The 14,226-nt window shown below is 68.2% G+C and carries 11 protein-coding genes and 1 tRNA gene; 8 read left to right on the top strand and 4 right to left on the bottom strand.

Going from position 1 to position 14,226, the window contains the following annotated elements:
• Positions 1 to 146: 146 nt before the first annotated feature.
• The gene (locus K883_RS03205; protein WP_008259633.1) at positions 147 to 2,258 is read left to right on the top strand and encodes an ATP-dependent DNA helicase UvrD2; all 2,112 of its coding nucleotides are present in this window, start codon (positions 147 to 149) and stop codon (positions 2,256 to 2,258) included.
• A 403-nt stretch (positions 2,259 to 2,661) separates the two neighbouring features.
• Complete coding sequence (locus tag K883_RS03200; RefSeq protein WP_008259632.1) at positions 2,662 to 2,913, top strand: WhiB family transcriptional regulator; 252 nt, start codon at positions 2,662 to 2,664, stop codon at positions 2,911 to 2,913.
• A gap of 9 nt (positions 2,914 to 2,922) precedes the next feature.
• Here K883_RS03200 and K883_RS03195 read toward each other — a convergent pair whose 3' ends face one another.
• The 3 genes from K883_RS03195 to K883_RS03185 form a co-directional block, all read right to left on the bottom strand.
• Positions 2,923 to 4,266 carry a macrolide-binding ATPase MABP-1 gene (locus tag K883_RS03195; protein ID WP_008259631.1) on the bottom strand — a complete coding sequence of 448 codons (1,344 nt, stop codon included), beginning with the start codon at positions 4,264 to 4,266 and terminating at the stop codon, positions 2,923 to 2,925.
• A gap of 81 nt (positions 4,267 to 4,347) precedes the next feature.
• Positions 4,348 to 5,163 carry a cyclodehydratase gene (locus K883_RS03190; RefSeq protein WP_081614506.1) on the bottom strand — a complete coding sequence of 272 codons (816 nt, stop codon included), beginning with the start codon at positions 5,161 to 5,163 and terminating at the stop codon, positions 4,348 to 4,350.
• A gap of 87 nt (positions 5,164 to 5,250) precedes the next feature.
• On the bottom strand, positions 5,251 to 6,627 hold the full coding sequence (locus K883_RS03185; protein ID WP_008259627.1) for a zinc-dependent metalloprotease: 1,377 nt from the start codon (positions 6,625 to 6,627) through the stop codon (positions 5,251 to 5,253).
• 106 nt (positions 6,628 to 6,733) lie between these two features.
• Between K883_RS03185 and K883_RS03180 the strand changes: the two genes are divergently transcribed.
• On the top strand, positions 6,734 to 7,756 hold the full coding sequence (locus tag K883_RS03180; RefSeq protein ID WP_008259626.1) for a YlbL family protein: 1,023 nt from the start codon (positions 6,734 to 6,736) through the stop codon (positions 7,754 to 7,756).
• A 73-nt stretch (positions 7,757 to 7,829) separates the two neighbouring features.
• Positions 7,830 to 10,811, top strand: coding sequence for a UPF0182 family protein (locus tag K883_RS03175; RefSeq protein ID WP_008259625.1), 2,982 nt, complete (start codon positions 7,830 to 7,832; stop codon positions 10,809 to 10,811).
• Between the two features lie 3 nt (positions 10,812 to 10,814).
• Here the strand turns inward: K883_RS03175 and K883_RS03170 are convergent, their stop codons facing one another.
• Positions 10,815 to 11,795 carry a GlxA family transcriptional regulator gene (locus tag K883_RS03170; RefSeq protein WP_020823342.1) on the bottom strand — a complete coding sequence of 327 codons (981 nt, stop codon included), beginning with the start codon at positions 11,793 to 11,795 and terminating at the stop codon, positions 10,815 to 10,817.
• Positions 11,796 to 11,896: 101 nt separating this feature from the next.
• Between K883_RS03170 and K883_RS03165 the strand changes: the two genes are divergently transcribed.
• The 4 genes from K883_RS03165 (at position 11,897) to K883_RS03150 (ending at position 13,988) form a co-directional block, all read left to right on the top strand.
• The gene (locus tag K883_RS03165) at positions 11,897 to 12,547 is read left to right on the top strand and encodes an HD domain-containing protein (protein WP_008259620.1); all 651 of its coding nucleotides are present in this window, start codon (positions 11,897 to 11,899) and stop codon (positions 12,545 to 12,547) included.
• Between the two features lie 19 nt (positions 12,548 to 12,566).
• Positions 12,567 to 13,262, top strand: coding sequence for a nitroreductase family protein (locus K883_RS03160; protein ID WP_008259616.1), 696 nt, complete (start codon positions 12,567 to 12,569; stop codon positions 13,260 to 13,262).
• A gap of 17 nt (positions 13,263 to 13,279) precedes the next feature.
• Positions 13,280 to 13,816 carry a cupin domain-containing protein gene (locus K883_RS03155; RefSeq protein WP_008259615.1) on the top strand — a complete coding sequence of 179 codons (537 nt, stop codon included), beginning with the start codon at positions 13,280 to 13,282 and terminating at the stop codon, positions 13,814 to 13,816.
• Between the two features lie 95 nt (positions 13,817 to 13,911).
• A tRNA-Met gene (locus K883_RS03150) sits at positions 13,912 to 13,988 on the top strand.
• The last annotated feature ends 238 nt before the right edge of the window (positions 13,989 to 14,226 follow it).

Genomic DNA, 14,226 nt, shown 5'->3' with positions numbered 1-14,226 from the left:
CCCGGCGACGATGCATTCCGCGCCGGGGGTACCGCCCAGCCGCGCAGCGGCGAGGGGGACGGGATGCGGAGGTCGATCCGATTCGGGCGTGGCGATGCATCAGCTCGCTCGGCGACTTGTCAGTATGGGAAGCCACTATGGACGCCATGCCGACGGTCGCCGATCCACTGACAGCCGGGCTGGACGACGAGCAGCGCGAGGCCGTGCTGGCTCCGCGCGGCCCGGTCTGCGTGCTGGCCGGTGCCGGAACGGGCAAGACCCGCACCATCACTCACCGGATCGCCCAGCTGGTCGCCGGCGGTCATGTCGCCGCCGGCCAGGTGCTGGCGGTCACGTTCACCCAGCGGGCGGCGGGGGAGATGCGCTCCCGGTTGCGGGCGATCGACGCCGCGGCGGGTATGGGGCCGGCCGTCGGCGCGGTCTCGGCCCTAACCTTTCACGCCGCCGCCCACCGGCAGCTGCGGTACTTCTGGCCGCGGGTGGTCGGTGACACCGGGTGGCAGCTGCTGGACAGCAAGTTCGCGGTCGTGGCCCGGGCGGCCAGCCGCGCCCGGCTCAACGCCAGCACCGACGACGTGCGCGACCTGGCCGGCGAGATCGAGTGGGCCAAGGCGTCGCTGATCGGCCCCGAGGAATACCCCACCGCGGTGGCCGCCGCCGGGCGGGACATCCCCCTGGACGCCGCCCAGATCGCCGGCGTCTACGCCGCCTACGAGGCCCTCAAAGCGCGCGGCGAACACGTCACCCTGCTCGATTTCGACGACCTGCTGCTGCACACCGCGGCCGCGATCGAAAACGACCCTGCGGTGGCCGAGGAGTTCCGCGACCGCTACCGCTGCTTCGTGGTCGACGAGTACCAGGACGTCACGCCGTTGCAGCAGCGGGTGCTGACGGCCTGGTTGGGCGACCGCGACGACCTGACGGTGGTGGGTGACGCCAACCAGACCATCTACTCGTTCACCGGGGCCTCGCCGCGGTTCCTGCTCGACTTCTCCCGACGCTTCCCCGACGCCACCGTCGTGCGCCTCGAGCGCGATTACCGGTCCACCCCCCAGGTGGTCTCGCTGGCCAACCAGGTGATCGCCGCGGCGCGCGGGCGGGTCGCCGGCAGCAAGCTGCACCTGGTGGGCCAGCGCCCGCCGGGTCCCGCGCCGACGTTCCACGAGCATCCCGACGAGCCGGCCGAGGCCGCCGCGGTCGCGGCGTCGATCGCGCGGCTCATCGAATCCGGTACCCCGCCATCCGAGATCGCCGTGCTGTACCGGGTCAACGCGCAGTCGGAGATCTACGAGGAGGCGCTGACCGAGGCGGGCATCGCCTACCAGGTCCGCGGCGGCGAGGGATTCTTCAATCGCCAGGAGATCAAACAGGCCCTGCTGGCGCTGCATCGGGCCTCAGAACGAGCCACGGCGCGCGGTGCGGAGGGTCCCCTGCCCGACGTCGTCCGCGCGGTGCTGGAACCGCTGGGCCTGACGGCCCAGGAGCCGGTCGGTACCCGCGCCCGCGAGCGCTGGGAGGCCCTGAGCGCGCTGGCCGAACTGGTGGACGACGAAGTCGCCCAACGCCCGCAGCTGGACTTCCCGGGGCTGCTGGCCGAGCTTCGGATGCGCGCCGACGCCCGGCACCCGCCGGTGGTGCAGGGCGTCGCGCTGGCATCGCTGCACGCCGCCAAGGGGCTCGAGTGGGACGCGGTGTTCTTGGTCGGGTTGGCCGACGGCACGCTCCCCATCTCACACGCGCTCGCCCACGGCGCCGAGAGCGAGGCGGTCGAGGAGGAGCGCCGCCTGCTTTACGTCGGAATCACCAGGGCCCGAACGCATTTGGCGCTCAGCTGGGCGCTGGCCCGCAGCCCGGGCGGGCGTCAGGGGCGCAAGCCGTCGCGGTTCCTCAACGGCATCGCACCCCAGGCGCGGGCCGAGCCGGGGCCGAACAAGTCTCGGCGCAACCGGGCCACCGCGACCCGCTGCCGGATCTGCAACAACAACCTGACGACCCCGGCGGCCGTCATGCTGCGCCGCTGCGAGACCTGCGCGGCCGACATCGACGAGGACCTGCTGCTCCGGCTCAAGGCGTGGCGGCTGGACGTCGCCAAGGAACAGAAGGTGCCCGCCTACGTCGTCTTCACCGACAACACGCTGATCGCCATTGCCGAGCTGCGGCCCGACGACGACGAGGCGCTGATCGCGATTCCCGGCATCGGCGCGCGCAAGCTGGAACAGTACGGCCCCGACGTGCTGGAGCTGGTTCGCGGTCGCTGACCGGCAAACGCGCAGGTCAGAAAATCGGTTGTGACGACGACGGTGACCGTTTACCCTCGATACCGCGACTCGGCACTACGGACGAAGGAGGTGGCCGCGATGCTCAGCGACGCGTTCGGTGTAGGCGTGGCCCGCGCGGAGCTGTCCGCGGGTACCTCCCATGCCGCACACGCCGCCGTGTCGGCGGCCGCGCGTAAGCATCGCGCCGCCGCCGCGACCGACGCGTCCGTAGGAGTCGGGGGCCCACCGAAGGCAACGTAAGCAGCAGCCCCGGTTTTCACCCAGATGGCCACGGACCCGAAGTCAAGGATCCGTGGCCATAGTTATCGGTCGGCAACGAAGCGACCTGGTCCGGATCACCGCTCAAGGACAGCAACCCAGACCAGGAAGTAGGTGGTAGGACATGTCGGCACGGATAGCCCCCAGGCCGGACCTGCCGTGTCACGCCGGCGATCCCGATCTCTGGTTCGCCGAAGCGCCGGCCGATCTCGAACGCGCCAAGTCGCTGTGCGTCGACTGCCCGGTGCGCCGCCAGTGCCTGGCGGCCGCGCTGGAACGGGCCGAGCCCTGGGGCGTGTGGGGCGGCGAGATCTTCGACCGCGGTTCGGTGTTGAGCTTCAAACGACCCCGCGGCCGCCCCCGCAAGGCGGCCTAGCGCGCGAGACTAGACGACCGCGTTGTCGGGTTCGGCGAACCCGGGCACCAGCTCTTCGGACAGCGCCTTGATCGGCACGTGGGCGTCCAGCTGACACAGGATCGCGGCCACCGACATGATCACCCGCATCGGGATCACCAGCTTGGGCGGCAGATCCATCTGCCGGGCCGTGCGGATCTGCGACACGGACCGGTCGATCTCGATGGCCGACATCTTCTGCAGCCACTTGCGGGTGTAGTGGAAGACCTCGACCTCGACCGGTTCGACGTACTGGCGCAGCATGTCATCGATGTCGCGCACCGACACCTGCTGGCCCTTCTGGATGAACCCGGCCTTCTCCATCGTCGGCAACAGCAGGTCGTAGTTCTTGTCGCGGGCCAGCCGGATGCTCATCCCGAGCTCGATCGGCAGGCCGCCGGGCAGCGGCGCGACGGCGCCGAAGTCGATGACGCCCATGCGGCCGTCGTCGAGCAGCATGAAATTGCCCGGGTGGGCGTCGCCGTGCAGCATCTCCAGCCGGCGCGGCGCGTCGAACGTGAGCTCGAGCAGGCGGGTGCCGACCAGATCGCGCTGCTCGGTGGTGCCGTGGCGGATGATCTCGGCCATCGGGATGCCCTGCATCCACTCCTGGATCACCACTTTCGGTGCGCTGGCCACGATGCGCGGCACCGCGAAGTGCGGATGGTCGTGATACGCCTTGGCGAACGCGCGCTGGTTCTCGGCCTCGAGCCGGTAGTCCAGTTCCATCTCGGTGCGCTCGATCAACTCGTCGACCACGCCCTGGATGTCGGCGCCCGGCGCGAGTTGCTTGAACACCCCGACCAGCCGCTGCATGGTCTTGAGGTCGGCCCGCAGCGCCTCGTCGGCCCCGGGATACTGGATCTTGACCGCCACCTCGCGGCCGTCGGACCACACGCCCTTGTGCACCTGGCCGATGCTCGCCGAGGCCACCGGGGTGTCGTCGAACGAACTGAACCGCTCCCGCCACTTGGTGCCCAGTTGGGCGTCGAGCACCCGGTGCACCTTGGCCGCCGGCAGCGGCGGGGCATCCTTTTGCAGCTTGGTCAACGCTTCGCGGTACGGCTCGCCGAACTCCTCGGGAATCGCGGCCTCGAGCACCGACAGGGCCTGGCCCACCTTCATCGCGCCGCCCTTGAGCTCACCCAAGACGGTGAACAACTGGTGGGCGGCCTTTTCCAGAAGCTCGGCCTGGACCTCGTCCCTGGACTTGCCGGTCAGCCGCTTACCGAATCCGAGCGCTGCCCGACCGGCGAATCCGACCGGAATGCTGGCCAGCTTGGCGTTACGCGCAGCCCGGCCCCGTTTGATGTCTGCCACGTAACCATCATCCATGATGGCCCACGCGATGTGGAGAGAAGCCGACAACGCTTGTTGTCAACCCGCGTCGCGGCAGGTCAGCGCGCGGGCCCGCCCTCAGCAGGCGCACAACGGGTGTTTGACCCACTGCCGCGCGACGATCGCGCCGGCGTGCAGATCGAATTCCAGCGTCGCGTTCAGCGTCTGGGGCGGTTCGGGCTCGGACGCCGCGTCCTGGCCGCGCACGGCCGCGATCACCCGGTTTACCTGAGACAGCGCCAGCGCCGCGGTCGCGAGCGCGGTGGCCCGGTCGGCGACGCCGACGGTTTCCCGCAGCTGCGCACAGATCGCCGGCCACGCCGCATCGCGGTCCCTGCGGTGCAGGTCCGCGCAGCCCAGGCAGCTCGTCACGCCGGGGATCACCAGCGGACCCACCAGCCCGATGCCGTCGCGCACCCGCACCAGCAGATGCGCGACGCCCTGGTCGTGCAGATCGCGCACCATGCGCGGGTCGGCGACGAGGTAGTCCGACAACACCACCAGGTCGACGTCGCCGGCCGACACCGCCGCGTGCGGTTGACTGCTGTGCGCGATCCGGGCGCCCGAGCAGCGCAACGACTCCACGAGCAACTCCGAGAGCGGCCCGCGGCCGTGCACGCGCACCGACGGCGCCCGGCCGCGCGGTCGCCCGCATTCGGTCGCCACCCCGGCCCGAACCAGCTGCGCCACCAGGCTTCTCAGTCCCTCGGTGTCGGTCAGGCCACGGTCGAGCGCCCGTCGCTGCAACTCCGGCAGCGGGGTCGGCGACGACATGGACCGCAACAGCGTGGCCAGCTCGGTGGCGGCCAAACCGCCCGGAGGACGTACCAGCACCGCGCGACGGGGATCCCAGCCGACCTGCACCGCGCCGTCGGGCCGCAGCAGCACCGGCATCGCCGGGTCCAGCGCGTAGGTGGACAGCGCGGCCTGGCACTGCTGAGTCACCGCGCAACTGTGCCACGGCGGGGGCGACGGCCCCGTTCAGTTGTCCACAGGGCCGTCGGAGTCGGGGTCCTCGCGCTCGAGTTTGGCGATCGCCTCGTCGATGCCGCTGGTGTCACCACCGATGACACGATCGATGAAACCGGCGGGCTCATCGAGGTCCTCGGCGTCAGGCAGCAGGTCGGGGTGCTGCCAGATGCCGTCGCGGGTGTCGACCCCGGCGGCCTGCGTCAGGCGCTCCCAGAACGCGGCGGCTTCACGCATCTTCCGCGGCCGCAGCTCCAGCCCGACCAGCGTCGCGAAGGTCTGCTCGGCCGGGCCGCCGCTGGCCCGGCGCCGGCGCAGCGTCTCGCCGAGCGCGCCGGCGCCGGGAATCCGGTCGCCCAGCGCGGCGGCCACGACCACCTGCACCCACCCTTCGATCAGGGCGAGCAACGTCTCCAGGCGCTCCAGCGCCTGCGTCTGCGCGGGCGTGGCCTTGGGCTCGAATACGCCTTGCCTAAACAGGTTTTCGATCGCCGCCGGATCCGACAGCGACGCCGGATTGAAGTCGCGGGCCAGCTCCTCGATTCCCGACATGTCGATCTGCATGCCCATCGCGTAGGCCTCGACCGCTCCCAGCAATTGGCTCGACAGCCACGGGACGTGGCTGAACAGCCGGTGGTGGGCGGCCTCGCGCGCGGCCAAAAAGGTCAGGATCTCGCTGCGCGGACGCTCGAGCCCGGTGGTGAACGACTCGACGGCGTCGGGCATGATCGCCGCAATTCCCTTGGGCCCCAACGGTAAACCGATATCGGTCGACGTCAGCACCTCCCGGGACAACCGCCCCAGCGCCTGCCCCAGCTGCGAGCCGAACGCCATGCCGCCCATCTGCGACATCATCTGTAGCAGCGGGCCGGCCATGCTCTTGGCTTCCTCGGGGAGCGACGCCGCCCACACCGTCGAGATCTGTTGGGCCATCGGGTCACACAGCCGCTTCCACGTCTCCAATGTGTTGTCCACCCAGTCGGCGGGAGTCCATCCCACCGCCTTGGCGGTGCCCGCGGGCAGCGCCGTCGCTCCGTCCAGCCAGGTTTCGGCCAGGTGCACCGCGTCGGCGATCGCCGAATTCGTCGTATCCGGCACCGGCGCAACGAAGCCGATCGAGTTCGAGGCGACGCGCCGCGCCAGTTCGTAATTGACCGGTCCCGAAGCCGTTCCGCCGGGTCCGACGGCTCCGGCGCTGCTGAACATCTGACCCAGCTGGGTGAAGATCTGGCCCAGGTCACCCATGCCGAAGTCCCCGCTCATGCCGAACGCGGCGAACGGGTCGGACGGGTTCGAACCCGAGTCGGGATCTTTTTTCCCGTGTTTGTCGGGGTCCTCCCCGGAGGAGAAGCCGAACGGCAGGTCAGCCATGACCCCAACGGTACTCACCGTGGGATCGGAAGGCGCGCGACGGCGGGTCAGCTTGTAGCTGAACCTCGTACCGGGGGCCTTGCAGCCGAATGACCGGCGACGCGCTCCGTCTAGTGTATTCGGCGTGAACAGGCGCATCCTGACCCTGATGGTCGCGCTGGTGCCGATCGTGGTGTTCGGTGTGTTGCTGGCGGTGGTGACGGTGCCGTTCGTGTCGCTGGGTCCCGGCCCCACCTTCGACACGCTCGGCGAGGTCGACGGCAAGCAGGTGGTGGCGATCCAGGGCACCCTGACGCATCCGACCACCGGTCACCTGAACATGACGACGGTGTCCCAGCGCGACGATCTGACGCTGGGCGAGGCGCTGACGCTCTGGCTTTCGGACACCGAACAGCTGGTGCCGCGCGACATCATCTATCCGCCCGGCAAGTCGCGGGAGGAAGTGGACAAGGCCAACAGCGCCGACTTCAAGCAATCCGAGGACAGCGCCGAATACGCGGCGTTGGGTTATCTGAAATATCCGTCGGCGGTGACGGTGGCGAAGGTCCCCGAACCCGGTCCCTCGGCGGGCAAGCTGAAGGCCGGCGACGCCATCGACGCGGTCAACGGCACCCCGGTCGCGACCGTCGACGCCTTCACCGGGCTGCTGAAGAACACCAAACCCGGTCAGACCGTGACGATCGACTACCGCCGCAAGAACGAACCCGCCGGTGTGGCGCAGATCACGCTGGGCTCCAACAAGGACCGCGACTACGGCTACGTGGGCGTCGCGGTGCTCGACGCGCCGTGGGCGCCGTTCGTCGTGGACTTCAATCTCGCCAACATCGGCGGCCCGTCCGCCGGACTGATGTTCAGCCTGGCCGTGGTCGACAAGCTGACCACCGGTGGCCTGGCCGGGTCGAATTTCATCGCGGGAACCGGGACCATCACCGCCGACGGCAAGGTCGGCCAGATCGGCGGCATCACCCACAAGATGGTCGCCGCGCACGCGGCCGGGGCGACGGTGTTCCTGGTGCCGGCGAAGAACTGCTACGAGGCCAGTTCGGACAATCCGTCCGGCCTGCGGCTGGTCAAGGTCGAGACGCTCAGCCAGGCGGTAGATGCGCTGCACGCGATCACGTCCGGTGGGCAGCCGCCGAGTTGCTAGGCAAGCGCGGGATCGCCGGTTGTGCAGTGCGTAGAGTTGTCACCGTCTAGCAATCGATCAGGGAGCGTAGCCAGTGGGGATGCGGCCCACCGCAAGAATGCCGAAGCTGACTCGGCGTAGCCGGATTCTGATCCTGATCGCACTGGGTGTGATCGCTCTGCTGCTGGCGGGCCCGCGGCTGATCGACGCCTACGTCGACTGGCTGTGGTTCGGCGAGCTTGGCTACCGGTCGGTGTTTTCCACCGTGCTCGTCACCCGATTCGTGGTCTTTCTGATCGCGGGCCTGCTGGTGGGCGGCATCGTGTTCGCCGGGCTCGCGGTGGCCTACCGCACCCGACCGGTGTTCGTGCCGAGCAACGACAACGATCCGGTGGCGCGCTACCGCGCCCTGGTCCTTTCCCGGCTGCGGCTGGTAAGCGCCGGCGTCCCGGTGGCGATCGGCCTGCTGGCCGGAATCATCGCCCAAAGCTATTGGGTGCGGATCCAGCTGTTCCTGCACGGCGGCGACTTCGGCATCAAAGACCCGCAGTTCGGCAAGGACCTCGGCTTCTACGCGTTCGAGTTGCCGTTCTACCGGCTGCTGCTGTCCTACCTATTCGTGGCGGTGTTCCTGGCGTTCGTGGCCAACCTGTTGGCCCACTACATCTTTGGCGGCATTCGGCTGTCCGGACGCACCGGCGCGCTGAGCCGGTCGGCGCGGATCCAGCTGGTCACCCTGGTCGGTCTGTTGGTGTTGCTCAAGGCGGTCGCCTACTGGCTGGACCGCTACGAGCTGTTGTCGCACACCCGCGGCGGCAAGCCCTTCACCGGCGCCGGATACACCGACATCAACGCCGTGCTGCCGGCGAAGCTGATCCTCATGGCGATCGCGCTCATCTGCGCGGGCGCGGTGTTCTCCGCGGTCGTCCTGCGGGACTTGAGGATTCCCGCGATCGGCCTGGTCCTGTTGCTGCTGTCGTCGTTGATCGTGGGCGCCGGCTGGCCGTTGATCGTCGAGCAGATCAGCGTCAAACCCAATGCCGCGCAAAAGGAAAGCGAATACATCAGCCGCAGCATCGCCGCGACGCGGCAAGCCTACGGCCTGACCGCCGACGTGGTCACCTACCGCAACTACACCGGCGACGCGCAGGCCACCGCCCAGCAGGTCGCCGACGACCGCGCCACCACCTCCAACATCCGGCTGCTCGACCCGACCATCGTCAGCCCGGCGTTCACCCAGTTCCAGCAGGGCAAGAACTTCTACTACTTCCCCGACCAGCTCTCCATCGACCGCTACCTGGACCGCAACGGGTCGTTGCGGGACTACGTCGTCGCGGCCCGCGAACTCAATCCCGACCGCCTCATCGACAACCAGCGCGACTGGATCAACCGGCACTCGGTCTACACGCACGGCAACGGGTTCATCGCGTCACCGGCCAACACGGTGCGCGGAATCGCCAACGACCCCAACCAAAACGGCGGCTACCCCGAATTCCTGGTCAATGTCGTCGGCGCCAATGGCAACGTGGTTTCCGACGGTCCCGCGCCGCTCGACCAGCCGCGCGTCTATTACGGGCCGGTTATCTCCAACACGGCGGCGGACTACGCGATCGTCGGGCGCAACGGCGCCGACCGCGAATACGACTACGAGACCAGCAACGAAACCAAGAACTACACCTACACCGGACTCGGCGGCGTCCCCCTCGGCGACTGGCTGTCGCGCAGCGTGTTCGCCGCCAAGTTCGCCGAGCGGAACTTCTTGTTCTCCAACGTGATCGGCTCGAACAGCAAGATCCTGTTCAACCGTGACCCGGCGCGGCGGGTGGAGGCGGTGGCGCCGTGGCTGACCACCGACAGCGCGGTCTATCCGGCGATCGTCAACAAGAGACTGGTGTGGATCATCGACGGCTACACCACGCTGGACAACTACCCGTATTCCGAACTCACGTCGCTGGAGTCGGCGACCGCGGACTCCAACGAGGTGGCGTTCAACAGGCTCGCACCCGACAAGCGGGTCTCCTACATCCGCAACTCCGTGAAGGCGACCGTCGACGCCTACGACGGCACCGTCAGCCTGTATCAGCAAGACGAGCAGGATCCGGTGCTCAAGGCGTGGATGCGGGTGTTCCCGGGAACCGTCAAGCCCAAGAGCGACATTACCCCCGAGCTGGCCGAGCACCTGCGCTATCCCGAGGACCTGTTCAAGGTGCAGCGGATGCTGCTGGCGAAGTATCACGTCAACGATCCGGTGACGTTCTTCTCCACGTCGGACTTCTGGGACGTGCCGCTGGACCCGAACCCGACAGCCAGCAGCTATCAGCCGCCGTATTACATCGTCGCGAAAAACATTGCGAAGAACGACAATTCGTCGTCGTATCAGTTGACAAGCGCGATGAACAGGTTCAAGCGCGACTATCTCGCCGCCTACATCAGCGCCAGCTCCGACCCGGCGACGTACGGGCGGATCACCGTGCTGACCATCCCGGGCCAGGTCAACGGGCCCAAGCTCGCCAACAACGCCATCACCACCGACCCGGCGGTGTCCCAGGACCTCGGGGTGATCGGGCGCGACAACCAGAACCGGATCCGGTGGGGCAACTTGCTCACGTTGCCCGTGGGGCAGGGCGGGCTGCTCTATGTCGAACCCGTGTACGCCTCCCCGGGGGCCAGCGACGCGGCGTCGTCCTATCCGCGGCTGATCCGGGTGGCGATGATGTACAACGACAAGATCGGGTACGGCCCGACGGTGCGCGACGCGCTCACCGGGCTGTTCGGCCCCGGCGCGGGCGCGGCGGCAACGGGCATTCAGCCCACCGAGGCGGGGACCCCGGCGGCGAATCCGCCGCCCAGCGCGCCGGCGCCGGCCGCGACGCCGGGATCGCCGCCGCCCGCGGCCGTTCCGCCGGCGCCGGACGGGTCGGTGGCGTTGTCACCGGCCAAAGCGGCTGTACTGCAAGAGATCCAGGCGGCGATCGGCGCGGCCAAGGACGCGCAGAAGAAGGGCGATTTCGCAGGCTACGGCGCGGCGCTGCAGCGGCTTGACGACGCGATCACCAAGTACAACAACACCAAATAGCCTTCAGGCGTAAGCCGTTCGGAACCTGTCCCGGTACGCCTTCGGGCTGATGCCCAGGTGGTTGACGAACGCGCGTCTCAGCGTCTCGATGCTTCCGAAACCGGCCATGCCCGCGGTCTCGGTGACGGAACGGCCGGCTTCGAGCGCGTTGCGGGCGAAATCCACTCGAACCAGTTCGACGTAGCGTGCCGGAGTCATCCCGAGCTCGGATTGGAACAGCCGGGTCAGCTGCCGTGTGCTCAACGATGCCAGGGCCGCAAGCCTTTTCACGCTGTAGTCGGCGCCGGGGTTGGCGGCGATCGCCTCGGTGACCGCGCGCAGCGGCGACTGCGGCGGGGGATCGGCCTCGACCAGCACCGAAAATTGTGATTGGCCGCCGGCCCGCTTCAGATAGACGACCAGCCACCGGGCCACGTCGCGGACCAGGTCGGTCCCGTAATCCATTTCGACCAGCGCCAGCGCCAGGTCGATACCCGAGGAGATCCCGGCCGAGGTGAACACGTCGCCGTCGCGGACGAAGATCGCGTCGGGCTCGACGGTGACGTCCCGGAAGGCGCGGGACAGACGCCGGGCGTCGTGCCAGTGCGTGGTGGCGCGTCGGCCGCTGAGCAGGCCGGCCTGCGCGAGGATGAACGACCCCGTGCAGATGGACGCCATCCGTCCGGTCCGCGCGGCCACGGACCTGACGGCCTCGACCAGCGCGGGGTCGATCGGTCGCCCGGGCAGGTGGTCGCTGCCGGCCACCAGGACGATATCGGCGGAGTCGATGGCGGCGAGGCGATCGGTGACCCCCAACCGGGTCCCGATCGAGCTCGTCACGTCGGCGCCGTCCACCGACGCGACCTTGAGCCGGTAGTCGGCGCCGAACCGGTTGGCCTCGACGAAGACCTCACCCGCCCCCGCGACGTCGAGCAGCGTCACCCCGTCGAAGACGACGATGACCACCACCCGCGAATGCTTTCCCTCTTGAGCCACGTCAGCCATTGTGTCGCTTTCTGAGGAGTTGACGGCTCAAACGAGCGGCGTCGGATCGAGCGGACCGTCGCACACTGGGCACGACCGTCACCGCAGAAGGAGACAAGACCATGACCACCAGTTCGATCGACGCCATCGCCGGCATCCACGTGCCCGACACCGCGCTGGCGCGCGAGGTCACCGACTTCATCCGCGACACCGAAGACGAGTTGCTGTTCAACCATTCCCGGCGGGTGTTTTTCTTCGGCGCCCTGCAGGGTTTGCGCCGCGGGATCCACCCCAACCTGGAACTGCTCTACGTCGCCGCGATGTTTCACGACGTCGGCCTGACCGAGCACTACCGCAACTCGACCGTCCGCTTCGAGGTCGACGGCGCCAACGCGGCGCGCGACTTCCTGATGGACGCCGGCGTCGACAAGGCCGACGCCGACACGGTGTGGCTCGGCATCGCCCTGCACACGACGCCCGGCGTGCCCGAGTTCCTGGCGCCCGAAGTCGCCCTGCTGCAGGCCGGCGTGGAAGTCGACGTGGTCGGCGTCGGGCACGAGCAGCTGGCTTCCGAGGCGCTCGCCGCGGTGACCGCCGCCCACCCGCGACCTGATTTCAAGAACCGCATTCTGGCGGCATTCAACGACGGCATGAAGCACCGCCCGCGGACCACCGACGGCACCATGAACGCCGACGTCCTGGCGCACTTCGATCCCGCCTTCGCGCGCGTCGACTTCGTCGACAAAATCCTGCACAACAGCTGGCCGGAATAGCCCGGAACGGAGTAGACAGATGGACATCCACGAAGCGCTGTACACCACCAGGATGATGCGGCGACTGCGGCCGGATCCGGTTCCGCTGGACACGCAGGCCCGCATCCTCGATGCGGCCATTCGCGCCCCCAACGGGGCCAACACCCAACGCTGGCACTTTGTCGCCGTTGACGATCCGGCACTCATCCACCAGTTCGCTGACCTGTTCCGGCGGGCCCGCGCGCTCGAATACGAGAAGTACGGGGCGGGGACGGGACCGATGGTGGCGTCCGCGCCTGGAGCCGACCCGGCCGCCCACGCCGAGACGATGCGCCGAATCAAGGGGTCGGGGGATTACCTGGCCGACCATTTCGACGAAATTCCCTTGTTGCTCTTCGTCTTCGCGATCGACGACCTCGGCGGAGCTAACATCTTCCCGGCGATCTGGAGCGTGCTGCTCGCCGCCCGCGCCGAGGGTGTCGGCGGCGTCATGACGATGGTGCTCCGCAATTTCGCGGATCAGGTCAACGAGTTGCTGGGCGTCCCCGTCGAGGAGGGCTGGACGATGTCGGCGATGCTGGCGCTCGGCTACCCAAGGGGCAAATGGGGTGTCGCGGCCAATCGGCATCCCGTGCACGAGGTTTCGTCCCGAAACGGCTGGTACATGCCGTTCGGTGTCGAAGTGCCGCAACCGCTTTGGCCGCCGCAGGACACAGCGACCGCGGTCGGGTTCTGAATAAGGAGGAAGATCAGATGAGCGACGCGAACGACATCGGGGTCACGGTGGTCCAGCCCGGGGAAGGCGATTACGTTGCCCTGCCCGGTTTTGGGGCCGTCTTCAAGCTGTCCGGCAAGACCAACGGCGGCGAGGTGTCCATTGTCGAGCACCCCTTTGCGGTCGGTCTGCTCACCGCGGCGCACCGGCACACCCGCGAGGACGAGCATTCGATCGTGCTGGCGGGCGAGATCGGCTTCCGCTCCGACGACAGCGAGGTCGTCCTGGGGCCCGGCGGTTACATCACCAAGCCCCGCGGGCAGATGCACGCGATGTGGAACGCCGGCAGCGAGCCGGGCCGCATCATCGAGGTCATCACGCCCGGTGGTTTCGAGAACTATTTCCGCGAACTCGGTGAACTGCTCCTCGAGCACGCCGACGACCCGGCCGGCAGGCCACTGCACGAGTTGCCCGAGTTCGGCGAACTCGCCGACAAATACGGGCTGACCTACGGGTCACCGGACTGGATGGACGACATCGCGCAGCGCTACGGACTGAACCCGCCATCCCACTGAACGGGCACTGCACGGGCACTGAACGAGGCCGCTCACCCCGCTGAGCGCCCGATTTGGTCGCCGTGACACCGGTTCGGTAACCTGGCATTCACCAACGCGGGGTGGAGCAGCTCGGTAGCTCGCTGGGCTCATAACCCAGAGGTCGCAGGTTCGAATCCTGTCCCCGCTACCAGCGGAAATGGCCCCCGGAGATATCTCTCGGGGCCATTTTCATGCCGTATGGACACGTATTTGGACACATTCGCTTTTGCTGATCCTCCCTGAGCGGTCGCGGATCTTCCTGGTAGTGGGCGACTTATCTGAGTATCGGTCAATGGACAAGGGTTGCTAGGTTGGCCCGGAAAATCCGCTGAAGCGCGACATCGGCGGAGACCTCGCATCGGCCGGGTACACCGCCCGTGCATGCGCCG

It is taken from the genome of Mycobacterium sp. TKK-01-0059 (assembly GCF_000709305.1).
Taxonomy (GTDB): Bacteria; Actinomycetota; Actinomycetes; order Mycobacteriales; family Mycobacteriaceae; genus Mycobacterium; species Mycobacterium intracellulare.
Note: the sequence above shows the minus strand (reverse complement) of the source record. Positions and strands in the feature narration are given on the sequence as shown.